Source organism: Streptomyces sp. WAC05374 (genome assembly GCF_004353505.1).
Taxonomy (GTDB): Bacteria; Actinomycetota; Actinomycetes; order Streptomycetales; family Streptomycetaceae; genus Streptomyces.
This window is the reverse complement of sequence record NZ_SMNQ01000017.1, coordinates 97735-118425: the sequence shown is the minus strand read 5'-3', so window position 1 is coordinate 118425 and position 20691 is coordinate 97735. Positions and strand designations below refer to the sequence as shown.

Genomic DNA, 20691 nt, shown 5'->3' with positions numbered 1-20691 from the left:
GGGAGTGAGTCCTTCCTGGAATGGCGTCTGTTCGCTGCAACTCACGCACATCACAGGCCACTTGGGATCACCTGTGCAGCGCTCTGTCTTCTGTAACGAGCCCTCCGCGCGGGGGAAACTCCGCGAGCCGCGAATTCTCGGCACTGCACTCGAACGATACGAATCGGTCTGATTCTCCGATCAACGAGATCGACGCGTTCGACGCGCTCGGCGCGATCAACGAGATCGACGCGATCGGCGACATCAACAGGATCGACGGGATCGACGGGATCGACGGGATCGGCGACATCGGCGGGATCGGCGGGATCAAAGGGATCGGTGGGATCGACGGGATCGACGGGATCGGCGGGGTCGCAGGGATCGGCAGGATCAACGGGATCGGTGGGGCCGGTCAGCGGGCCGGCGTGGCCGGCGGGCCGGGAAAGGCCGGCGGCCGTGTCGGCTCAGTGGGGGCTGAGGCGGCACGGCCGTCGGGGGCGGGCCCCTGGACCTAGAGACCGGTGACCGGCATCTGCTGGCTGGTGGCCGGCAGGGTGGTCATGCCCGTCGTGGGCGTGCCGGACATCCGGTTGATGTCGCGCATGATCGTGTCGACGAGCTTCTTGGTGGCCGCCTGGACCTGGGTCGCCGACGTGGTCGCCTGGCCCTTCGCCGCGGCGTCGACCAGGTCGTCGATCGCCTTGTCCATGGCGGCGAACGCCTGGTCCATGTCCGCGTCCGTGGTGTCCATCGGGTCCATGGGGGCGCGGTCGTCGGCCGGCATGCCGGTACCGGGCGCGGGGGCGGAGGTGACGGGGGCGGACGAGGGGGTGGTGTTCGCCTCGGCCGCCGCCTTCCTCAGTGCCTCGATGGCGGCCGTGAGGTCCTTCATCTGCTGGTTCATGTCGCTCGTCGCGGGCAGTGTCTGGGTGCTGCTGTTCGAGCCCGATACGGTGCCCAGGACGGCGTCGAGCACGCCGCCGATCGAGCCGAGGATGTCGCCGATGTCCTGCGGCGCCCGGACGTGCTCCTTGACCTGTTCCTTGGCGGCCTGGTGGGGGGAGTGGGCGAGGGCGGGTCCCGCCGTACCGAGCGCGAACGCGGCACAGAGCGCGGTGACCGCCACACGGCGGGGTGTCAGGAGACGCATGCCTTGTCCTTCCAGTGATGCGTCGAGAACGTGACATCACCGTGAGTCGGCCCTTTGCGGCCCGCAAACGCATGCGCGACAACCGCGCATGGGCCCGACGGGTGAACCGGCCCTCCTGACCTGCCGGGTAACGCGGCCGGCTATCGGCCACCGGTGCGACGGCCGCGCGCCGCCGATGGAGTGGCCCGCGCTTCCGCCCTGTGTCCGTACACAGGGAAATGCGCCACCCCCGAAGGGATGGCGCACTGTCCTCGCGCCGGCTGTGCGCGCGGTGTACGGCTCCGTCACGGCGTCGCCGTACGGCGACGCCGTCCGACTTCGCCGTATGGCTGAGCCGTACGACGTCGGCGAAATGCGTCAGTCGTTGACGCAGACGTTGCCGAAAGTCGGGTTGAGCGCACCGATGATGTCGATGGTGTTGCCGCAGAGGTTGACCGGGATGTGGATCGGGACCTGGATCACATTGCCGGAGATGACACCGGGGGACTTGACGGCCGCTGCATCCGCGTCGGCGTCGGCGTGCGCGACGCCGGTGGCACCGGCGACGGACGCGGCGACGGCGGAGGTCAGGACGGCTGCCTTCGCGATACGGGACATGGTGGGGAACTCCTAGGTTGGTGAGGCACAGCGGCCGACGTGGCCGGCTACACCAACAACGCCCCAGAATTTCGCCGGTTGCGCGACCGAATGGGTGACACGGGCCGTGGGCGCCCCCGTCGCGACACGCCGGACGGCGAACGCGGCGTGACAATAAGGAAGTTGCTCCGCCGGTGTTTCATATGCTTCTGGTCGTGTTTGTTGAGTTATAACGTACCTCTCGCCGGCCGTCATTCGTCAAAGCGGAGAACCGATTTGGGGAATTCCGAGGTCTGACATTCGCCCGCGCGCCGGAAAAGCGCCGACCCCTCACTGCCGCCAGCTCCGTAGAAAGGGTCACGCGTGCGTCCCCCATTCACCGCGTTGCATGTTGTCCAGCCGGGTGACGGCGGAGTGGCCCGCGTGGTCACCGACCTGGTCGGCGCCCAGGTGGACCTGGGAATGCGGGTGGTCCTCGCCTGCCCGCCCCGTACGCCGCTGGCGCTGGCGGCCGCCGCGCTCGGCGCCGACGTGCGCCCGTGGCCGGCCGGGCGCGAACCGGGCCCCGGCCTGGTGGCCGAGAGCCGCCGGATCGCCGGGCTCGTGGACCTCGTGCGCCCCGACCTGGTGCACGCGCACAGCGCGAAGGCGGGACTCGCCGCCAGGCTCGCCGTACGCGGCCGGGTGCCGACCGTGTACCAGCCGCACGCCTGGTCGTTCGAGGCGGTCGACGGGGTGACCGGTGCGCTGGCCAGGCGCTGGGAGCGCTGGGCGGCCCGCTGGACCGACCGGGTCGTCTGCGTCAGCGAGGCGGAACGGCGGCGCGGCGAACAGGCGGGTGTGCGGGCGGCCTGGTCGGTGGTCCACAACGGTGTGGACGCCCGGCGGTTCGCCACGGCACCGGACCGGGCGGCCGCCCGCGCCGCGCTCGCCCTGCCCGCCTCCGACCCACTCGTGGTGTGCGTGGGGCGGCTGTGCCGCCAGAAGGGCCAGGACACGCTCCTGACCGCCTGGCCGGCCGTCCTCGACCGCGTACCGCACGCCCGGCTCGTCCTCGTCGGCGACGGCCCGGCCGCCGATGCCCTGCGCGCGGCCGCCGGCCGGCCGGCCCCCTCGCCGCGGCACCCCGCCCCGCCCGGCGGGGCCGGCCCGGCGGCGGTGGGCTTCGCCGGTGCCGTCACCGATCCGGCGCTCTGGTACCGGGCCGCCGACCTCGTCGTCCAGCCGTCCCGGTGGGAAGGGATGGCCCTCGCACCCCTGGAGGCCATGGCCGCCGGCCGGCCCGTCGTCGTCACCGACGTGGACGGCGCCCGCGAGAGCCTGCCGCCGGGCCACGAGACCCACTGCCTGGTACGCCCCGACGACCCGGCCGCCCTCGGCGCCGCCCTCGCCGGGCTGCTCCGGCGCCCGGTCCTGCGCGAGGCCCTGGGCCGCCAGGCCCAGCGCCACGTACTCGGGAGCTTCGACGTGCGGCGGTCCGGCGCGGCCATCGCGGACGTGTACCACGAGCTGACCGCCGCGCCGCGCCCCGAGCTCACGGAGCCGATCCCCCAGTGACCACGGAAAGCACCAGCCCGGCCACCACCGTCGTCCCTCCCCGGGGCACGGCGGACCGTCCGGCCCTGCCGCCGCGCCGCCCCGTGCCCGCGCCGCCGTTCGTCGCCTCCCTCGTCGCCACCGACTGCGCGGCCGTCCTGGTCGCCGCGCTGGTGCTCGCCCCCGAGCAGCGCGGCGCCGCCCTGCTGATGCAGCTCACCGCCTGCCTCGCCGCCCTCAACGCGTACGCCGGCCTCTACCGGCCCGCCGCCGTCGCCTCCGTACCCGACTCCGTGCTCGACGAACTGCCCGCCCTCGCCGGGCGCGCGGCGGTCGCCTGGTGCGCGGCCGCCGCGCTCCTCGCCGCGCAGGACCCGGACCGGGCCGTCGGACCGGCGGCGCTGTCCGCCGCGTACGCCGTCCACCTGGCCTTCGTGTGCGCGTGCCGTGCCGTCCTGCACCACCGGAGCCGGGCCGCCGCCCGCGCGCACCCGCGCTCCGCGCTCGTCGTCGGCCCCGCGCCCGCCGCGCAGCGCCTGGCCGCCATGCTCGCCAGGCACCCCGAGTACGGCGTCCGCCCGGTCGGCATCGTCGACACGCACCGGGCGGCGGCCCACGCCGAATCGTCACTGCCCGTGCTGAGCGGCCCGGAGGAGATCCACCGGGCCGTCATCCAGAACAGCGTGCGCGACGCGCTGTTCACCGGCGCCGACCAGCCCGAACTGGTGGCACTGCTGCGCCACCACGGCTGCGTGGGCTGGCTCGTCGGCGACGCCGCCGGCGACACGCCGATGAGCCGGCACCTGTGGGGCCACGCGTGCCGGCGCCTGGACCCGCCGCCCGGCCACCGGGGCAGACTGCCCAAACGGGTCCTCGACGTCACCGTCGCCGGACTGATGCTCGCCGCCCTCTCGCCGCTCCTGCTGCTGTGCGCGGCCGCGATCCGGCTGTCGGACGGCCCCGGCGTGGTCTTCCGGCAGGAGCGGGTCGGCCAGGACGGCAAGCTGTTCACGCTCCTGAAGTTCCGTACGCTGCGCCCCGCCGACGACGAGGAGGCCGCCACCCGCTGGAGCGTCGCCCACGACGAGCGGATGAGCGGCGTCGGAACGTTCCTCCGGCGCACCTCGCTCGACGAGCTGCCGCAGTTGTGGAACGTGCTGCGCGGCGACATGAGCCTGGTCGGGCCGCGCCCGGAACGCCCCTACTTCGTCAGCCAGTTCAGCCGCGTCCACCCCGGCTACGCGGCACGGCACCGGATGCCGGTCGGGCTGACCGGGCTGGCGCAGGTGCACGGGCTGCGCGGCGACACCTCCATCGAGGACCGGTGCCGCTTCGACAACCACTACATCGACCACTGGTCGCTCTGGCAGGACGTGTGCATCCTGCTGCGCACGGCGGCCTCGCTGATCCGCCCGGCGGGAAGCTGATGCCGCTGCTCACCCGGTGGACGCCGGTGCTGCCCGTGCTCGCGGTCACCGCCCTGCTGCTCGTCCCGCCGCCGGACGGGGCCGAGGGCACCGGCACGGTGGCCGACGCGGCGTCGGCCGTGCTGGTCGCCTTCTGCGCCGTACGCGTGGCACGTGACCGGGCGCGGCCGCTGTCGCGGACGGCGGCCGTCGTGCTGGGCCTGCCCGTGCTGGGCGTCTGCACCGCGGCGGTCACCTCCCACGACCCGGCGGGGAGCCTGCCGGGCGTCGCCCGGTACCTCCAGGTGTTCGTCCTCGTACCCGCGGCCGTGGTGCTGCTGGTGCGGGACCGGCGGGACTTCGCCGTGGTCGCCTGGGCTCTGATCGGCCTCGCGCTGGCGCAGGGGGCGGTGGGGGTCGTGCAGTACGCGACCGGTACGGGCGCCTCGTACATGGGCGAGGACGTCCGCGCGGTGGGGACGTTCGGGCCCACCGACGTGATGGGCATGGCGACCGTCGTCGCGTACGGGATCGTCGCGGCGGCCGGGATCGCGCTCGGTTCACCGGGGCGGCGCCGTACGGCGGCCTGGGCCCTGGCCTGCGGCGGGCTGCTGCTGGTGCCGCTGGTGGTGTCGTTCAGCAGGGGCGCCTGGATCGCGACGGTGGTGGCGTGCGGGCTGCTGCTGGTGCTGACCGGGGTCCGGCGTGCCCTGCGGGTGGGGCTGGCGGCGGGAGCGCTGGGCGTGGTGCTGGTGGCCGGGCTGGGCGTCGGCTCGCACCTGGTCCAGGAGCGGGTCGCGAGCATCTCGCAGGTCACGGCCACCCCGGACCGTTCGGTCACCGACCGGTACACCATGTGGGCCGCGGCGGCCGGGATGTGGCGCGCGGAGCCGCTCACGGGCGTCGGGCTCAAGGGCTTCCCCGACCACCGGGACAGCCACGCCTCGCTGGCCCTGTCGTCGGGCAGCGACACGGCGGGCGCCGGCCGGGGCTTCGAACGCCGGCCCCTGCTGTCGCCGCACAACATGTACCTGCTGGTGCTGGGCGAGCAGGGGCTGGTGGGCCTGCTGACGGTCGCGGGAAGCTGGCTCGCGCTGCTCGTGTGCGGCCTGCGGCGCCTGCTGGACGCCCGCCGGGCCGGCGCGGTGCCGGCCTGCGGGCTGGTCGCGGTGGGCCTGCTGGTGTGGCAGCTCGTCGACTTCGTGTACGCGGACATCGGCGGCCCGGCCACCGTCCTGACCGCCCTCGCCCTGGGCCTCACGGCCTGGTGGGCCCTGGCACCGGCGGGGCTGCCGGTGGACGTCCCGGCGGGATGGGCGGCAGGGGGCGCGGCGGGCGTCCCCGCGGGTCTGCCGCCCGTGCCGGCCGCCGGGCTCGTCCCGGCAGGCGCGGCCCCTCGCCGCCCGCGCGGCACGCCGCCCCCAGCCCCGGCCCCCGCCCCCGCCCCGGCCCCCGCCCCGGCCCAAGCCCCGGCCCCAGCCCCTGCCCAAGCCCCGGCCCCCGCCCCAGCCCCGGCCCAAGCCCCAGCCCGCACCCCCGCACCCGCCCCGGCCCAAGCCCAGCCCCCAGCCCGCACCCCCGCACCCGCCCGCGCCCGGGGCGGAGGTCCGCATGGCTGACGCCCCGCAACCGGTCGCGGCGCCCCCGCGGCCCGCGGAGCCGGCGTGGGCGCCGTCCGGGCGCCTCCTCGCACGGGCGGCGGCGCTCACGGCGGCCCTCACGGCGCTGGGCGCCCTGCTCGGGCTGGTCCGGGACCAGTTGCTGGCCCACACGTTCGGCGCGGGTACCGGCACGGACGCCTTCCTCGTCGCCTGGACCGTCCCGGAATTCGCGGCCACCCTGCTGATCGAGGACGGCATGGCCCTGGTCCTCGTCCCCGCCTTCGCCGCCGCCCTCGCCCGCCGGACGGGCGGCCCCGACGACCCCGTCCACGCCCTGGTCAGGGCCACCCTCCCCCGGACGGTGCTCGGCATGAGCGCGGCCACCGGGCTCCTCGTGCTGACCGCGCCCTGGCTGGTCGGCGTGCTCGCCCCCGGGCTGCTGGAGCACCGGCTCGCCGTCGACTGCACCCGGTGGACCGCCACCTGCCTGCTCACCTTCGCGCTGGCCGGGTACTGCAGCGCCGCGCTGCGCGCCCACGGCCGGTTCCTCGCGCCCGCCGCGATCTACGCCGCGTACAACACCGGCATCATCACCGCCGTCCTCGTCCTGGACCCGGGGGAGTGGGGCGTGCGCGCGGCGGCGGCCGGGGTCGCGGCGGGCGGCGCGCTGATGGTGCTGGTCCAGGCACCGGTCCTGTGGCGGCGACTGCGCACGCCCGCCGCGGTGGTCCGCGCCGGCTCCGCGGCCGCGCCCCGGCTCGTACTGGCCGCGGTCGCGCCGGTGATCGTGTTCGCGGTGTGCCGCCAGTCGCAGGTCCTGGTCGAGCGCTTCCTGGCCGCACCCCTGCCCGCCGGGGCGATCTCGCACCTCAACTACGCGCAGAAGGTCGCCCAACTGCCCATGGTGCTCTCGCTGATGCTCTGCACGGTCAGCTTCCCGGTCGTCGCGCGGGCGCTGGCGGCGGGCGACCCGGACACGGCGCGGCGGCGGGCCGAGCGCGACCTGCTGCTCGCGGGCGTGATCGTCCTGACGGGCGCCGCGACCGTCGTGGCGGCCGCGCCCCAGATCGTGGCGCTGCTCTTCCAGCGCGGCGCGTTCGACGCGGCGGACACCGCCGCCACGGCCGCCGTCATGCGGGTGTACGCCCTCGGGCTGCTCGGCCAGACGCTCGTCGGCGCCCTCGTGCGCTGCTACTTCTCCGCCTCCCGGCCCCTGTGGTACCCGGCCGTCGTCATGCTCGGCGGCATCGCCGTGACCGCCGCCGCCGGCCAGGCGTGGGCGGGCCCGTGGGGCGCCGCCGGCATCGCCGCCGCCAACGCGCTCGGCATCACCCTCTCCGCCGCCCTCCTCCTGGCCGGGGTACGCCGCCAGAGCGTCCCGCTCGACGCCCGGCGCCTGGCCCTGGGACTGGCCCGCCTCACGGCCGCCGCGGCCGTCGCCACCGGCGCCGGGTGGTGGTGCGCGGCCGGACCGCCGCCGCTCGCCGTGCCGCTCGCCTGCGCCGCGGTCACGGCCGCCTTCACCGCCACCGCCTGCCTGCTGCGCGCCCCGGTGGTCCCCACCCTCGTCCGCTCCGCCCATCCGTTCCGTCGCCGTGCGAAGGCCCGCTCATGAACCAGCCGAGAATCCCCCTCTGGGTGGCGATGTACCACTCGATCGACGACACCACGGACGACGATCCGTACCACGTCACCGTCTCGCCCGCCCGCCTCGACAAACAGCTCCGCTGGCTGCGCGACCACGGCCTGCGCGGCGTCGGCGTGCGGCAGTTGCTGCTGTACGCGGCCCGCCACGGCGACACGCGCGGACTGGTCGGCCTCACCTTCGACGACGGGTACGCCGACTTCCTGGACAACGCCGTGCCCCTGCTGCGCCGCCACGAGTGCACGGCCACCGTCTTCGTCCTCCCCGGGCGGCTCGGCGGCGACAACACCTGGGACGCGCTCGGCCCGCGCAAGGCGCTGCTCACCGAGGACGGCGTCCGCCGCTGCGCCGCCGCCGGCATGGAGGTCGCCTCGCACGGACTGCTGCACGTCTCGCTGCCGGACGCCCCCGACCACGTACTGCGCGAGGAGACGGCCGGCAGCCGGGAGGCGCTGCGCGCGATCACGGGAACGGCGCCGGACGGGTTCTGCTACCCGTACGGCCACGTCGACCGACGCGCCGTCCGGGCCGTACGGGAGGCGGGGTACGGGTACGCCGCCGCCATCGACCCCGGACCCGTGAACGGGGTCTTCGCCCTGCCCCGGGTGCACATCGGCCAGAACGACACGGCGTGGCGGCTGCACGCCAAACGCAAGCTGCACGCGGTCCGGCGCGCCCCGGTCGCGATGGGCGTCTCATGAAGGTCCTGCACGTCATCACCGGGCTCGGCATCGGCGGCGCCGAGCAGCAACTGTCCCTGCTGCTCCCGCACATGAGCGGGGTCCGCAGCAGTGTCGTCACGCTCACCAACCCCGGCCCGGTCGCCGACGCGCTGCGCGCCGCCGGGGTGCCGGTCGCGCACCTGGGCATGCGCGGCAACCGTGACCTGTCCGCGCTGCCCCGCCTCACCCGGCTCATCCGGCACGGCGCCTTCGACGTCGTCCACACGCACCTGTACCGGGCGTGCGTGTACGGGCGGCTCGCCGCCAAGCTGGCGGGCGTACGGGCGGTCGTCGCCACCGAACACTCGCTGGGCGCCGCCCAGATCGAGGGGCGGCGCCTGAGCCGGGGCGCCCGCGCCCTGTACCTGGCCAGTGAGCGGCTCGGCACGTCGACGGTGGCCGTCTCCGACACGGTGGCGCGGCGCCTGGCCGACTGGGGCGTGCGCCCGGGGCGCATCCGGGTCGTCCCGAACGGCATCGACGTGGAGCGCTTCGCGTACGACCCGCGGGCGCGGCGGGCGGTGCGGGAGCGACTGGGGCTCCCGCCCGGCGCGTACGTCGTCGGCGGGGTGGGGCGGCTGGCGCCCGGCAAGCGGTTCGGCACGCTGATCCGGGCGGTGGCGGCGGTGCCCGGTGCGCGGCTGCTGCTGGTGGGGGAGGGGGAGGAGCGGGAGCGACTGGAACGGCTCGCCCGGGAGTGCGGGGTGGCGGACCGGGTGGTGTGGGCGGGCGGGGTGCCGGCGCACGGCCTGCCGGGGCTGCTGTCCGCCATGGACCTGTTCGTCTCCACCTCCGCCGACGAGGCGTTCGGGCTCGCGATCGTCGAGGCGCTGGCCGCCGGGCTGCCCGTGCGGTACGTGGCCTGCCCCGCGCTCGACGACCTGCCACCCGGGGAGGCCCCCGGGGCGCGCCGGATCGGCGGGACGGTCGCGGACGTGGTCGCCGCGCTGGAGCCGGACACCCGCGAGCGGCTCCCGGTCCCCGCCGCCGTCCACCGCTACGACATCGCGCGCAGCGCCCGGCAGTTGATGTCCCTCTACGACGAAGTGAGTTGTCGATGACCACCACCCAGTCCCTTGCCGTACGCCGTGCGATCGGCTGGCTCACCCGGCTCAGGCGCACCCGCCGCCGGTGGCTGGTCCCGGCGGCCGCGCTGCTGGGCGTCCTCACCGGCGGCGCGTACGGGCTGCTGGCCACGCCCGAGTACGCGGCGACCAGTTACGTCATCGTCGTCCCGTCCGCGAAGTCCGACCCGGCCGGGGCGATGGGCCTGGCCCAGGCGTACGGGCGGGTGGCCACCGACATCGCGGTCGTCGGCGACGCCCCGGTCGCGGCGGGCGTGCCGGCGAGCACCCTGCGCGCGAGCGTCCGGGCCGTGACCTCGCCGGACGCGCCGATGATCGCCATCACGGCCCGCGCGCCGGAAGCCGCCGCGGCGGCGGGGATGGCCGACAGCGTCGCCAGGGCCCTCGTGCAGAAGGGCTCCCACACCGAGGGCAGCACCGGGGTGAAGGTCCTCCAGTTCACCCGGGCGGCCACGCCGACCGGCCCGGTCTCGCCGTCGGCGTCGCTGTCCGCGCTCGTCGGCGGCTGCGCGGGCGGGCTGCTCGGCGGGCTCGCCCTGCTGGTGCGGCCCCGGTACGGGCGGCGCCGGGCGCGGTACGGCTCAGTCCCCGGCCCGGGCGCACAGCCCGCCGCGCAGGCGGAGGCCCTCGTATGACGTGGGAGGTGACGGTCTGCCGGGACGGCGAGGCGTTCGGGCGGCTCGCGGCGGACTGGGCGGGCCTGTACCGGCGGTGTGCCACGGCCACCCCGTTCCAGTCCCACTCCTGGCTGCACTCCTGGTGGGTGTCGTACGGCGTCCCCGGCGCCCTGCGCGTGGTGCTCGTCCGCCGCGACGGGGCGCTCGTCGCGGCGGCGCCCCTGCGGCTGGTGCGGGGCCCGGTGCCGGTGCTGACCCACCTGGGCGGCGCCATCACGGACTTCTCCGACGTGCTCGTCGACGACGCGCACGCCGGCGAGGCGGCCTTGGCGCTGGCCCGGGCGCTCGGCCGGCTGGCCCGTACCGCCGTGATCGACCTGCGGGAGGTACGGGCCGAGGCCGCCGCCCAGCGGCTCTACGCGTGCTGGCGCGGCCCGCGCCACCGCCTGCCCGACTCGGTCTGCATGGAGCTGCCCGCCGCGCCCATCGACGACCTGGTGGGCCGCCTGCCGTCGTCCCGCGCGCAGCGAGCCCGCTCCAAGCTGCGCCGGCTCGACAAGCTGGGCATCGAGGAGCACGTGGTGCCCGCCACCGAGGTGCCGCACGCCCTGCGACGGCTGCTGGACCTGCACCACCGGCAGTGGGCGGACCGCGGGGTGACGCCCGAGCACCTGCGGCCGCGGTTCGCCGAGCACCTGCAGCGGGCGGTGCGGTCGATGGTGGAGTCGGGCGACGCGATGGTGACGGAGTTCCGCCTGGGCGGTGACGTGGTCGCGGCGGACCTGACGCTGATGTCACCGCTGCTGTCCGGCGGGTACCTGTACGGGGCCGACCCGGTGCTGCGCGCCCACAAGGTGGACGTGGCGACCCTGCTGCTGCGCAACGGCGCCCGGGAGAGCAGCGCCAGCGGCCGCGCCACGCTGAGCCTGCTGCGCGGCCGGGAGCCCTACAAGAGCCACTGGCGCCCCGAACCGGTCGTCAACCAGCGGCTGCTGCTGGCCCGGCGCCGCACCGCGCCGCTCCTGCTGCTCCTGGCCGGGTCGGCGGCCGGCCGCCGCTGGGCGGCGGACCGGCTGCGCGACCGGGCGTGGGTGCGGCGGCTCAGGAGCTGACGGGGCGCTCAGGAGCCGGGCGGCTCGGGAGCCGGCGGGGCGGCTCGGGAGCCGAGGTGGCGTTCAGGAGCCGAGGTGGCGGCGCCACTCGAACCGGACGCACAGCTTGCGGCCGAGCCACCGCTCGACCCAGTCGCCGAGGTCCAGCGGCGTGCAGCCGGCCTGGCCGGGCCGGCCCGCCTGTCCCGGCTCCTCGGGCTCCTCCTCGGGGTCCTCCGGCTCGTCGGGCAGCTCGGGCTCCTGCGGCTCCTCCGGCTCTTCCGGCAGCTCGGGATCTCCGGGCTCCTCCGGCTCCTCCGGCTGCTCCGGTTGCGGCTGCGTGGGGCCGCCCTTGCCGGAGAGCATCGTGCGGAACACCTCGGAGGACTTCGGGTTCTCGTCGCACTGCCAGACACCGTGCGGGCAGTAGTCGGTGATGGTGTGGTACAGCGGTTTGTGCCGCTCGATCCACTTCAGCATGCCCCGCATGTACTCGGGGTTGTCGCCGTTGCGGAACAGTCCCCACTCCGGGTACGAGATCGGCTTGCCGTGCGCGGCGGCGAACTCCACGTGGTGCCGGAGCCCGTAGGGCTGGTTCACCTGCTCGTCGAAGCTCTCGCCCGGAGGCTGGTCGTAGGAGTCCATGCCGATGATGTCGACGACGTCGTCACCGGGGTAGCACGCGGTCCACGGGATGGCGTCCTGCCCGCGATTGGGCGCGAAGTCGAAGCGGAACCGCTGGCCCGGCACCGCGCGCATGGCCGTGACGATCCGCTTCCAGTACGCCTTCCACGCCTCCGGGTCGGGGCCGCAGCGGTGCGAGTACGTGATGCCGTTCATCTCCCAGCCGAGGACGACGACGGTGTCCGGCGCGCCGAGCCCCACCAGGCGCTCGGCCAGGGCCCGGAAGTGCCGGTCGAACCGCCCGTCGGCGCCCAGCCGCAGCAACTGCCGTACGACGGGGTCGGGCAGGTGGCTCTCGTTGCGCTCCAGCATGGGCACGTTCAGGACGAACAGCCGGTCCTTCCGCTCCTGCCGCCACCGCGCCCAGTGCTCCAGGAACCCGGGGCGGCCCTCGATGTTGGTCCACACGTCGCCGGGCAGGTAGGTGTGCCCCACCCGGAGGTCGGTGCCGCCCAGCCACTTGCGCAGCCCGGCCATGCGGTGGATGCCGCGCGGCCCGTAGTCCAGGTAGGCCCCCATCGCGGTGCCGGTGCCGGTGCCCGTGTCTGAAGGGGCGTCGCCCGCGCCCGTGCCCGGGGCGGCCTCCGCACGCTCCAGGCCCGCCCCCGTCCCCGGCCCGGTGCCCGTATCGGTCCCGGCCGCGGCGGGGGCGGCCGTACCCGCGGTGGCCCCCGTACCCGTACCGGCGGCGGGTGCCTGGGCACCGGTGTCGCGGTCGCCCTCCGGGCCGGGGCCCCGGGTCTCGCGGGCCGCCTCCGCAGTTGGAGCCGCCACCGCGTCCCCGCCGGGAGGCCGCAGGGCCGCCGGTGCGGACGCGTGACCGGCCGGGGCGGACAGGACCGCGCCGGCCGTGACCAGGCTCAGCAGCCCGGCGGTGAGCACCCCCCGTCGTGTGCCCTTCGTCTTCGCTCTCCGGTGACCCATGTCCGCTCCTTCGCCGGGCGTCGGCATGCCGCCTGTCGCTCAGTCACTCGGGAGCAAAAGTATTCTTAATGGGCCGATCGGGATCGCGGTCCCGCCGCTCAGTAGGCCGTTGGTGAATTTCATCGCCCGCTTGGGGCAGCCGGACACGGAAAAGCCGGTCCCGGAGCGCTCCGGGACCGGCTGTCACGCGGCCGTGGCCTGATGTCGCGTCACTTGTTGATGCAGACGTTCCCGAAAGCCGGGTTCAGCAGCGCGATGATGTTGATGGTGTTGCCGCACACGTTGATCGGCACGTGCACCGGAACCTGGACGACGTTGCCGGACAGAACGCCCGGCGAACCCACGGCGGCACCGTCGGCGTCCGCGTCGGCCATAGCAGGCGCGGCCGCACCCAGCGCCATGACAACACCGGCGACGGCTACCGCAGCCTTCTTGCACTTCATAGTTCGGCTTCCTTTCCACAGGAGGAAGTCTTGCCACGGATTTCGTGACGAACGGGCCTCCGGGGAGGCCCGGCTTCCACTGCGAAAATCACAACGAATGCGAAAGCGGAAAGACACCACTGCGGCTCCTTTCCGCACCGATTCACTCGAACCGCCGAGCTACGACCGGGAGCAGATGGCTCAACGGCTGGGCCACACGGGGCGTGCCACCAGAACGTCCCATTCGTGGTCCGGCAGCCCCGGGACCGTCCGGCCCAGCGCTCTCCATTCGCGCGTCAACGACGAATAGACGGGGACCGTGTCGGCCTCCGTCGCTTGCCTGCTCTGTGGGATGAGGGGCACACGCTGCCATTTACCGGCGCGAGGAGCCATGCCGAACCTTTCCGTTCACAGCAGCCTTGGCGAGGCTCTCGCATCATGTCACAGCCCGTGTGCGCGCCCTCACCGTTCACGGCCGGTGGGGCAGGGCCGCGAAGCGCAGGCCGAAGTGGTCGAGGGTGCGCGGCAGCGGGCGGTCGGGCCGCAGCCGGCCGGGCCGTTCCGGCAGGTAGGTGTGGCGTTCGAGCAGGGCCGCCAGCATGGTGGAGGTGGCCAGCAGCACCAGGTCCTCGCCCGGGCACCGGCCGGGGCCCGCGCTGAACGGCAGCAGCGCCTCGGTGCCCTGGGCGGTCCCGTCCAGCCAGATCTCGGGCGTGCAGTGGTCGGCGTACGGCAGGGACTCGTCCCGGTGGAACAAGGGCGTGTAGATCAGGAACTCGGTGCCGGCGGGCAGCGCGTCGTCGCCCCAGTCGGTCTCGCGCACCGACTCGCGCAGCACGAAGGGCGTGGTCGGCCACAGGCGCACCGACTCCAGTACGCACGCGCGGGTGTACGGCAGCAGGCGGGGCTCGCTCAGGTCGGTGACGGCCAGCTCGTTGCGGACCTGGGTCTCCTGCGCGGTGTGCGTGGACAGCAGGGCCAGGGCCCGGAAGGTCGCGATGCCCGCCGCGTCGAAGGCGAACAGCCAGTGCGGCACCTGACCCGCCGGGTCCGTGCCCGGTTCGGCGGGCGTGGCCGCGAGGGCGGCGGCGAGACTGCCGGGCTCGGCGCGGTCGAGGTGGGCGCGCAGGCGGCGTTCGAAGCGGGCGCGCAGGGCGGTGCGGCGCGGGGCGGCGACGGACCAGTTGGCTGCGGAGCGCAGGCGGCCGAGCATGGCGGTCAGGCCGGTGTCGTCCCGCCCCAGGTCGCCGAGCACGAGGCGGCGGGCGGTGCGGTCCCAGGCCCGGCTGAACTCCGCCCAGCCGATCTCGCCGTCACCGGCGGTCGTCGCGCCCAGGAGCTTGCCGGTCTCCTCCCGCACCGTGCGCACGATCCGGGGGGCCAGGCTGTGCATCCGGTGGCCGTACTCGAGGACGGCCTCGTTGAAGGCGCGCCGCTGGTCACGTTCCGTCCCGCGCGAGATCAGCACGCCGTGCGGCTGGAACTGCTCCAGCGAGGCCCGCTTCTCGCGGGTGGCGGGGGAGTACGGGTCCGGGGTGCCCCCGAGGACACGGACGGCGTCGCCGGCGTGCAGGACGACCGCGAAGTGCCGCCCGGCCATGTCGAGCCGGAGCGGCCCGGGACCGTAGGCGCCGCGCAGCTCGGTGAGCAGCCCGGTGGCGCGCCGGTCGACGGCGTACCGCTCGGCGAGGGCCATCCCGGCGCGGCGGCGCGCGATGACGCCGGCCGCGAGGGTCGGCGCGATCACCTGGGCCGCCAGCCGCGCGGTGTCCCGTGCGGACGCCCGGGCAGGGGTGTGCGTGGCCGTGTCCGTACTGGTCATGGCCCCCGGGTGCCCAGGCGCCCCCGGCACGAAACGGCGCCGCCGGGCGGCCGGCGGCGGCGTGGCGGGCCCGGTCGGGCGTGGGCCCCGGACAAGCCATGGCGCACATGCCGCCGCGCCCCGGGCGCGTGGCGCGTGGGTGCCCGGGCGCGGGGTACGCGGGCGGTGCGGTCAGCCGCCCGTGGTCGGGCCGCCGCTGCCGAAGCCGCCGCTGGGGGCGCCGCCCCACTTGGCGTCCTTCTCGGTGCGCGGCGAGGGGTCCGGGTCGGTGTTCTGGTGCCTCAGCTCGTACGGCATCACCCGGTCCTCGCGCTCGTCCAGCTCGGCGGGCCGGCGGTGGCCCTCGGCCTCGCCGGGCAGCCCGGCGTCCGGCGGCCGGTGCGGCTGCTCCTCCGGCCTGGGAGGTTCGGGCTCCCGGTTCCGGATGCGCCGCCCGAGCCAGAACGCGCCGATCAGGAAGCCGACGAGGAGGATGCCGGCGACCAGCGGACCAATCCCCACGACATGGTCCTTAGCGGCGAATTCCGTGGTGAACGTAGTGAGAGAGTCCATATGGGGCGTGTACCCCGGTCCTGCCCCGATCAGACATCGATGCGAGTAGGACGGGCCGATCATCATTCAAGCCATTCATCCGGCTTTAGGTGATTGATCTCTTCGGGTGACCTGGCGCAACTTAAACGGTGCCGTGCTGTTGATCAGAGCGACCCCGAGCACCGGGTCTCTCGACGAGAAGGATGGACCATGATCAAGAAGGTTCTGGCCACCGCCGGCGTCGCCGCGGCCGTCCTTGGCGCCTCCGCGCCGATGGCCGCCGCCGTGGGCGACCGCGGAATCGACACGCAGAACGGCAACTTCGCCACCCAGTCGTACGGCAACACGACCACCGGTGGCTACATGAGCCCGCAGATCGGGCTGATCCAGGGGTCGCTGAACAAGCCCTGCATCGGTCTCCCGGTCCAGGCCGACGTTCAGAACATCCTGGCCCTGGTCAACGTCGGTGTTCAGGACATCCTCAACGACACGCAGAACCAGCAGTGCGCCGAGAACTCCACGGCGGTCAAGGGTGACAGCGCCCTGTCGCACATCCTGGAGGACGTCCTCTCGGAGAACGTCTCGGCGTCCGTCCGGGACTGACGCGAGGCCATCGTCCCGCGCGGCCGTTCGGTCGCGCGGGGCGGTATCGCGTGGCGTCCGCCGCCACGCGCCCGGGGGCCACTCCCCGGCCATACCCCCCACGCGCCCGACGCCGGGCGCGGCACGACCCGAGCACCCGGGTCTCTCGACGAATGGGATGAACCATGATCAAGAAGGTTCTGGCTACCGCCGGCGTCGCTGCGGCCGTGCTCGGCGCGTCCGCGCCGATGGCCGCCGCCGTGGGCGACCGCGGGATCGACACGCAGAACGGCAACTTCTCCCGGCAGATCTACGGCAACACCGTGACGGGCGGCCACCAGAGCCCGCAGGTGGGCCTTGTCCAGGGCACGCTCAACAAGCCGTGTGTGGGTCTGCCGATCCAGGCCGATGTCCAGAACATCATCGCCCTGGTCAACGTCGGCGTTCAGGACATCCTGAACGACACCCAGGACCAGCAGTGCGTCGAGAACTCCACGGCGGTCAAGGGTGACAGCGCCCTGTCGCACATCCTGGAGGACGTCATCTCCGAGAACGCCTCCGCGGCGATCCGGGGCTGACGCGGGACGCTTCGCGCACAGCCACCGCACGGGCGGGCCCCACATCCGGCACCACGGATGCGGGGCCCGCCCTCGTGTGCGCGGACGGGTTCGCGGGCGCGGGGGACGCCGGGGATTCGTGAGCGGAAAAGTCGTGTGAAACATCCGGGGAGGGCCGCCGCGTCAAAGGGGAGGAGAACAACGGCAGCGGGGCGAAGGGGAGGGCATGAGAAGGTCCCGGGCGGACGAGTTCATGGAGTTCGCGGCGTGCCGCACCGGGCATCTCTTCCGCTCCGCCTGCCTGCTGACCAGCGGTGATACCCATCTCGCCGAGGATCTGGTGCAGGAGACGCTGGGGCGGATGTACGCCCTGTGGGGCCGGATGGCGCGTGTCGACAGCCCGGCGGCGTACGCCCAGACCGTCCTCGTCCGCACCTTCCTCACCCAGCGGCGACGGCGCTCCTCGGGTGAGCGGCCGCTGGCCGAGCTTCCCGAGACCGCCATCGGTCCGGGCGACGATCCCGACCTGAGGCTGGCGCTGCTGGACGCGCTGGCGCGGCTGGCCCCCAAGGACCGGGCGGTCGTGGTGCTGCGGTACTGGGAGGACCGCAGCGTCGAGGAGACCGCCGCCGCCATGAACGTCAGCGCCGCCGCCGTACGCACGCGCTGCACCAGGGCGCTCGGCCGGCTCCGCGAGCAGCTCGGCGACAGCATGGCCGAGCTCGTCACCGCGCGCTGAGCGGCTGCCCCCCGGCCCTTCGGCCACGAACGTCACACGACCCACGAATGGTGGTTCCCCATGCCCTTTGAGGACGACGTCTCCGAGGCGATGCGCCGCACCGGCGCGGCCTTCACCACGGACCACCGCGCGCTCGTGGAAGGCGGACTGCGGCGGGGCCGCGCCCGGGTGGTGCGGCGCCGCGCCGGCGCGGCCGCGGCCGCCGTGCTGACGTTCACCGGTGCGGCGGTGTACGGGGGGTGGCTGCTCGGCACGTCCTCCGCCCGGGAGGTCGCCGCCGACGGCCGGCTGTCGCCGTCCCCGGGCGTGACGTCGACCGGCAGGCCGAACCCCGAAGTGAACGATCCCGACCAGCACATCCGTGTCTCCGCCGACCAGATGATCCAGATCCTTGAGCGGGTGCTGCCCAAGGGCAGGCTGACCCAGCAGCGCGGCACCAGCAACTTCGGCGACCCGAAGCGGCCGGCGAACGCGTCCCTGGTGTACGACGACGGATTCGGCGAGGCCCTCGTCGAGGTGTCCATCAAGCGGGCCGACCGTCACGACCCGGCCGTCCGCAAGCTGGTCACCTGCCCCGCGAAGCTCACGCCGCCCGCCCTGAGCTGTCACGCGGAGCCGTGGGGCGGGGGTGCGGCCACCGTGCTGAGCCAGGACAAGGGGCTGCGCAAGGCGCGCTCGCTGAGCCTCTCCGAGGAGGGCTACCTCGTCGAGCTGATCACCTACAACGGTCTGCCGAAGGAGGGCCGGGCCACCCGCACGAACACCCCCTTCACGGAGATGCAGACGTCCAGCCTGATCGGGATGCTGAACTCGGCGATGACGAAGTACGGCATTCCCAACCCGGACCTCTTCAGCCGGGAGGTGCACGTCGCGCGGAGCCTGGACGTGATGGAGCGGTTGCAGCGGCTCTCGCCGAAGGGGCTGTCGCCCCGCGGCGGCGGGGGCGACGGCGCGACCGGCTACATCATCGCGTACGACGTCAAGAACAAGACCAAGAGCCACCTACGGGCCACGCTCACTCCCAAGGGCGCCCCGGGCGACGGGGAACCGCGGTGGAGCCAGACGCTCCCGGACGGTACGAGGATCGCCACCTCGGAACGGCCCGCGAAGGGCGACGGCGTCACCGAGTGGCGAGTCGACGCCCTGCGGCCGAACGGCCTGCGCGTCACGATCACCTCGTACAACGCCGAGTACCCGCACAGGGACGCCAACCGGACGACGCCGCCCGCCACACTGGAGCAGCTCCGGGCGGTGGCCGTCGACGACTCCTGGCTCACGCTCAAGTAGGGGCGCGGCGCGGCTACTTCGCGTCGAAGTAGCACTCCACCGTCGCCGTGGTGAACGGGAAGCGCACCGGGGTGTCGCCGAACGCGATCCGTCCGGCCGTGTCGCCGGCCGTGCGGATCGCCTCGGCCACCGCCGGGGCCTCCTCGGCGGGACAGTGCACGATCACCTCGTCGTGCTGGAAGAACACCAGCTCCGCCCGCATCCCGGACAGCGCCTGCCGCAGCGCGGCCAGCATCAGCAGCGCCCAGTCGGCGGCGCTGCCCTGCACCACGAAGTTCCGTGTGAAGCGGCCCCGGGCGCGGGCGTTCACCGAGGCGTACCCCGGGGTGAACTCCCCGTCCGTCAGGGGCTCCTCCCCTCCCTCCTGGGGGATGCCCGCCTCGTCCGCCTCCGCCGCGCCCGCCGCGCGGGGGCTGGTGCGGCCCAGCCAGGTGCGCACCAGCCGGCCCTCCTCGCCCGCTTTCGCCGCGTCGTCCACATACGCCACCGCCCGGGGGAACCGGCGGCGCAGGGCCGCCAGGTTCTTCAGGCCGTCCCCGCTGGTCTGCCCGTAGATCGCGCCGAGCAGCGCGATCTTCGCGTGGTCCCGGTCACCGGAGAACGCCCGGTCGGACAGGCGGGTGTACAGGTCGTCCGCGTGGCCCGCCACCTCCATCAGCCCCGGGTCCCGGGAGATCGCCGCCAGCACCCGCGGCTCCATCTGGTCGGCGTCCGCGACGACGAGCCGCCAGCCGTCGTCGGCGACCACCGCCCGCCGTATGACCTTGGGGATCTGGAGGGCGCCGCCGCCATTGGTCGTCCAGCGCCCGCTGACCGTGCCGCCCGGCAGGTACTCCGGCCGGAAACGCCCGTCCCGGACCCAGTCCTGGAGCCAGCTCCAGCCGTGCGCCGTCCAGATCCGGTACAGCTTCTTGTACGCGATGAGCGGCTCGACCGCCGGGTGGTCGATCTTCGCGAGCTCCCAGCGGCGCGTCGAGCGGATGGTGATCCCCGCCTGCGCGAACGCCTTGACCACGTCCGCCGGCAGGTCGGGGCGGACCCGGCGCCCGAACGCCTCCGACACCTCGTCCGCCAGCTCCGCCAGCCGGCGCGGCTCGCCCCCGCCCGCGTACCGCTCGCCCAGCAGCTCGTGCAGCACCGCCCGGTGGACCTCCGGCCGCCACGGCAGACCGGCCCGGGTCATCTCGGCGGCCACCAGCATCCCCGCCGACTCGGCGGCGGTCAGCAGCCGCATCCGGCCGGGGTGCTCGGCGGCCGCGTGTCTTCGCTGCTGGTCCGCGTACACCTCCAGCAGGCCCTCGAAGGGCAGGTCCTGGCCGGTCGCCGGCTCGAACAGCGGTGACTGCGCGCCCGGCTCGGCCGCCCGGAGCGGCGGATCGGGCGGCACCGGGCGGTGGTGCAGCCGCGCCCAGGCGGCCGCCGCCGAGCGGGGCTCGCCCAGGTGGCCCTCGTGCCCGAGCAGCAACTGCTCGGCGGCCTCCATGTCGTAACACCGCTCGACCCGGACCCCGGCCGCCAGGAGCCGGGGGTGGACGGCGCCGGTGGACCGCCACACCCACCGGCCGACGCCCGGCCGGGACCGCACCGCCCCGACCAGGTCGGGCTCGGTCAGCACCGGACCGGCGGGCAGCCCGTCCGGACCGAGGGGGACCAGCCGCGCCCCGCCGTCCTCGGTGCCGTCCACCACCCAGCGTTCGCTCACGCATGCGAGTCTGGCACCCGGCACTGACAATCG

General features: G+C 74.6%; 19 protein-coding genes and 1 pseudogene. 13 read left to right on the top strand and 7 right to left on the bottom strand.

Going from position 1 to position 20691, the window contains the following annotated elements; translation table 11 throughout:
• Window positions 1-20: 20 nt before the first annotated feature.
• Window positions 21-494 carry a hypothetical protein gene (locus E2B92_RS26345; RefSeq protein ID WP_126889598.1) on the top strand — a complete coding sequence of 158 codons (474 nt, stop codon included), beginning with the start codon at window positions 21-23 and terminating at the stop codon, window positions 492-494.
• Here the strand turns inward: E2B92_RS26345 and E2B92_RS26340 are convergent.
• Window positions 491-1129, bottom strand: coding sequence for a hypothetical protein (locus E2B92_RS26340; protein ID WP_133087711.1), 639 nt, complete (start codon window positions 1127-1129; stop codon window positions 491-493). The genes E2B92_RS26345 and E2B92_RS26340 overlap by 4 nt on opposite strands.
• A 357-nt stretch (window positions 1130-1486) precedes the next feature.
• Complete coding sequence (locus E2B92_RS26335; RefSeq protein ID WP_126889340.1) at window positions 1487-1726, bottom strand: chaplin; 240 nt, start codon at window positions 1724-1726, stop codon at window positions 1487-1489.
• A gap of 393 nt (window positions 1727-2119) precedes the next feature.
• Between E2B92_RS26335 and E2B92_RS26330 the strand changes: the two genes are divergently transcribed.
• The 8 genes and pseudogenes from E2B92_RS26330 (at window position 2120) to E2B92_RS26295 (ending at window position 11429) form a co-directional block, all read left to right on the top strand.
• Complete coding sequence (locus E2B92_RS26330; protein WP_399432248.1) at window positions 2120-3262, top strand: glycosyltransferase; 1143 nt, start codon at window positions 2120-2122, stop codon at window positions 3260-3262.
• Entirely contained in the window at window positions 3259-4668 is a 1410-nt protein-coding gene (locus E2B92_RS26325; RefSeq protein ID WP_126889341.1) for an exopolysaccharide biosynthesis polyprenyl glycosylphosphotransferase, read from the top strand. Before E2B92_RS26330 ends, E2B92_RS26325 begins: the two co-directional genes overlap by 4 nt.
• Window positions 4668-5927, top strand: a pseudogene (locus tag E2B92_RS26320) (O-antigen ligase family protein); the annotation flags it as partial. The gene E2B92_RS26325 and the pseudogene E2B92_RS26320, both read left to right, overlap by 1 nt.
• Window positions 5928-6258: 331 nt before the next feature.
• On the top strand, window positions 6259-7863 hold the full coding sequence (locus E2B92_RS26315) for a lipid II flippase MurJ (RefSeq protein ID WP_133087710.1): 1605 nt from the start codon (window positions 6259-6261) through the stop codon (window positions 7861-7863).
• Window positions 7860-8594 carry a polysaccharide deacetylase family protein gene (locus E2B92_RS26310; RefSeq protein WP_126889540.1) on the top strand — a complete coding sequence of 245 codons (735 nt, stop codon included), beginning with the start codon at window positions 7860-7862 and terminating at the stop codon, window positions 8592-8594. Before E2B92_RS26315 ends, E2B92_RS26310 begins: the two co-directional genes overlap by 4 nt.
• On the top strand, window positions 8591-9676 hold the full coding sequence (locus E2B92_RS26305) for a glycosyltransferase (protein WP_133087709.1): 1086 nt from the start codon (window positions 8591-8593) through the stop codon (window positions 9674-9676). Before E2B92_RS26310 ends, E2B92_RS26305 begins: the two co-directional genes overlap by 4 nt.
• On the top strand, window positions 9673-10335 hold the full coding sequence (locus E2B92_RS26300) for a lipopolysaccharide biosynthesis protein (protein WP_235023988.1): 663 nt from the start codon (window positions 9673-9675) through the stop codon (window positions 10333-10335). The genes E2B92_RS26305 and E2B92_RS26300 overlap by 4 nt, the downstream gene beginning before the upstream one ends.
• On the top strand, window positions 10332-11429 hold the full coding sequence (locus E2B92_RS26295; protein ID WP_126887572.1) for a GNAT family N-acetyltransferase: 1098 nt from the start codon (window positions 10332-10334) through the stop codon (window positions 11427-11429). Before E2B92_RS26300 ends, E2B92_RS26295 begins: the two co-directional genes overlap by 4 nt.
• A gap of 63 nt (window positions 11430-11492) precedes the next feature.
• Here the strand turns inward: E2B92_RS26295 and E2B92_RS26290 are convergent, their stop codons facing one another.
• The 4 genes from E2B92_RS26290 to E2B92_RS26270 form a co-directional block, all read right to left on the bottom strand.
• Window positions 11493-13016 (bottom strand): glycoside hydrolase family 26 protein, encoded by a 1524-nt coding sequence (locus tag E2B92_RS26290; protein WP_126887571.1) that lies wholly within the window; start codon window positions 13014-13016, stop codon window positions 11493-11495.
• 209 nt (window positions 13017-13225) lie between these two features.
• Window positions 13226-13459, bottom strand: coding sequence for a chaplin (locus E2B92_RS26285; RefSeq protein ID WP_126887570.1), 234 nt, complete (start codon window positions 13457-13459; stop codon window positions 13226-13228).
• Window positions 13460-13907: 448 nt separating this feature from the next.
• On the bottom strand, window positions 13908-15260 hold the full coding sequence (locus tag E2B92_RS26280; protein WP_126887569.1) for a cytochrome P450: 1353 nt from the start codon (window positions 15258-15260) through the stop codon (window positions 13908-13910).
• A gap of 171 nt (window positions 15261-15431) precedes the next feature.
• A complete protein-coding gene (locus tag E2B92_RS26270; protein ID WP_126887568.1) occupies window positions 15432-15812 on the bottom strand; it encodes a DUF6479 family protein in 381 nt (126 codons plus the stop codon).
• A gap of 189 nt (window positions 15813-16001) precedes the next feature.
• Between E2B92_RS26270 and E2B92_RS26265 the strand changes: the two genes are divergently transcribed.
• From E2B92_RS26265 to E2B92_RS26250, 4 genes are all read left to right on the top strand, one after another.
• Window positions 16002-16394: a rodlin gene (locus E2B92_RS26265; RefSeq protein WP_126887567.1), complete on the top strand. Its 393-nt coding sequence runs from the start codon at window positions 16002-16004 to the stop codon at window positions 16392-16394.
• A 164-nt stretch (window positions 16395-16558) separates the two neighbouring features.
• Window positions 16559-16951 carry a rodlin gene (locus E2B92_RS26260; RefSeq protein WP_126887566.1) on the top strand — a complete coding sequence of 131 codons (393 nt, stop codon included), beginning with the start codon at window positions 16559-16561 and terminating at the stop codon, window positions 16949-16951.
• A 205-nt stretch (window positions 16952-17156) separates the two neighbouring features.
• On the top strand, window positions 17157-17669 hold the full coding sequence (locus tag E2B92_RS26255) for a SigE family RNA polymerase sigma factor (protein WP_126887565.1): 513 nt from the start codon (window positions 17157-17159) through the stop codon (window positions 17667-17669).
• 60 nt (window positions 17670-17729) lie between these two features.
• Window positions 17730-18956 (top strand): hypothetical protein, encoded by a 1227-nt coding sequence (locus E2B92_RS26250; protein ID WP_126887564.1) that lies wholly within the window; start codon window positions 17730-17732, stop codon window positions 18954-18956.
• A gap of 13 nt (window positions 18957-18969) precedes the next feature.
• On the opposite strand, the gene E2B92_RS26245 is transcribed toward E2B92_RS26250, so the two are convergent.
• A complete protein-coding gene (locus tag E2B92_RS26245; protein WP_126887563.1) occupies window positions 18970-20658 on the bottom strand; it encodes a bifunctional 3'-5' exonuclease/DNA polymerase in 1689 nt (562 codons plus the stop codon).
• Between the last annotated feature and the right edge of the window lie 33 nt (window positions 20659-20691).

What these genes read in the sequence shown, in the direction of transcription:
- E2B92_RS26345 (WP_126889598.1), top strand. Translation starts at nt 21, where the DNA reads ATGGCGTCTGTTCGCTGCAACTCACGCACATCACAGGCCACTTGGGAT.
- E2B92_RS26340 (WP_133087711.1), bottom strand. Translation starts at nt 1,129, where the DNA reads ATGCGTCTCCTGACACCCCGCCGTGTGGCGGTCACCGCGCTCTGTGCC.
- E2B92_RS26335 (WP_126889340.1), bottom strand. Translation starts at nt 1,726, where the DNA reads ATGTCCCGTATCGCGAAGGCAGCCGTCCTGACCTCCGCCGTCGCCGCG.
- E2B92_RS26315 (WP_133087710.1), top strand. Translation starts at nt 6,259, where the DNA reads ATGGCTGACGCCCCGCAACCGGTCGCGGCGCCCCCGCGGCCCGCGGAG.
- E2B92_RS26310 (WP_126889540.1), top strand. Translation starts at nt 7,860, where the DNA reads ATGAACCAGCCGAGAATCCCCCTCTGGGTGGCGATGTACCACTCGATC.
- E2B92_RS26305 (WP_133087709.1), top strand. Translation starts at nt 8,591, where the DNA reads ATGAAGGTCCTGCACGTCATCACCGGGCTCGGCATCGGCGGCGCCGAG.
- E2B92_RS26300 (WP_235023988.1), top strand. Translation starts at nt 9,673, where the DNA reads ATGACCACCACCCAGTCCCTTGCCGTACGCCGTGCGATCGGCTGGCTC.
- E2B92_RS26295 (WP_126887572.1), top strand. Translation starts at nt 10,332, where the DNA reads ATGACGTGGGAGGTGACGGTCTGCCGGGACGGCGAGGCGTTCGGGCGG.
- E2B92_RS26290 (WP_126887571.1), bottom strand. Translation starts at nt 13,016, where the DNA reads ATGGGTCACCGGAGAGCGAAGACGAAGGGCACACGACGGGGGGTGCTC.
- E2B92_RS26285 (WP_126887570.1), bottom strand. Translation starts at nt 13,459, where the DNA reads ATGAAGTGCAAGAAGGCTGCGGTAGCCGTCGCCGGTGTTGTCATGGCG.
- E2B92_RS26280 (WP_126887569.1), bottom strand. Translation starts at nt 15,260, where the DNA reads ATGACCAGTACGGACACGGCCACGCACACCCCTGCCCGGGCGTCCGCA.
- E2B92_RS26270 (WP_126887568.1), bottom strand. Translation starts at nt 15,812, where the DNA reads ATGGACTCTCTCACTACGTTCACCACGGAATTCGCCGCTAAGGACCAT.
- E2B92_RS26265 (WP_126887567.1), top strand. Translation starts at nt 16,002, where the DNA reads ATGATCAAGAAGGTTCTGGCCACCGCCGGCGTCGCCGCGGCCGTCCTT.
- E2B92_RS26260 (WP_126887566.1), top strand. Translation starts at nt 16,559, where the DNA reads ATGATCAAGAAGGTTCTGGCTACCGCCGGCGTCGCTGCGGCCGTGCTC.
- E2B92_RS26255 (WP_126887565.1), top strand. Translation starts at nt 17,157, where the DNA reads ATGAGAAGGTCCCGGGCGGACGAGTTCATGGAGTTCGCGGCGTGCCGC.
- E2B92_RS26250 (WP_126887564.1), top strand. Translation starts at nt 17,730, where the DNA reads ATGCCCTTTGAGGACGACGTCTCCGAGGCGATGCGCCGCACCGGCGCG.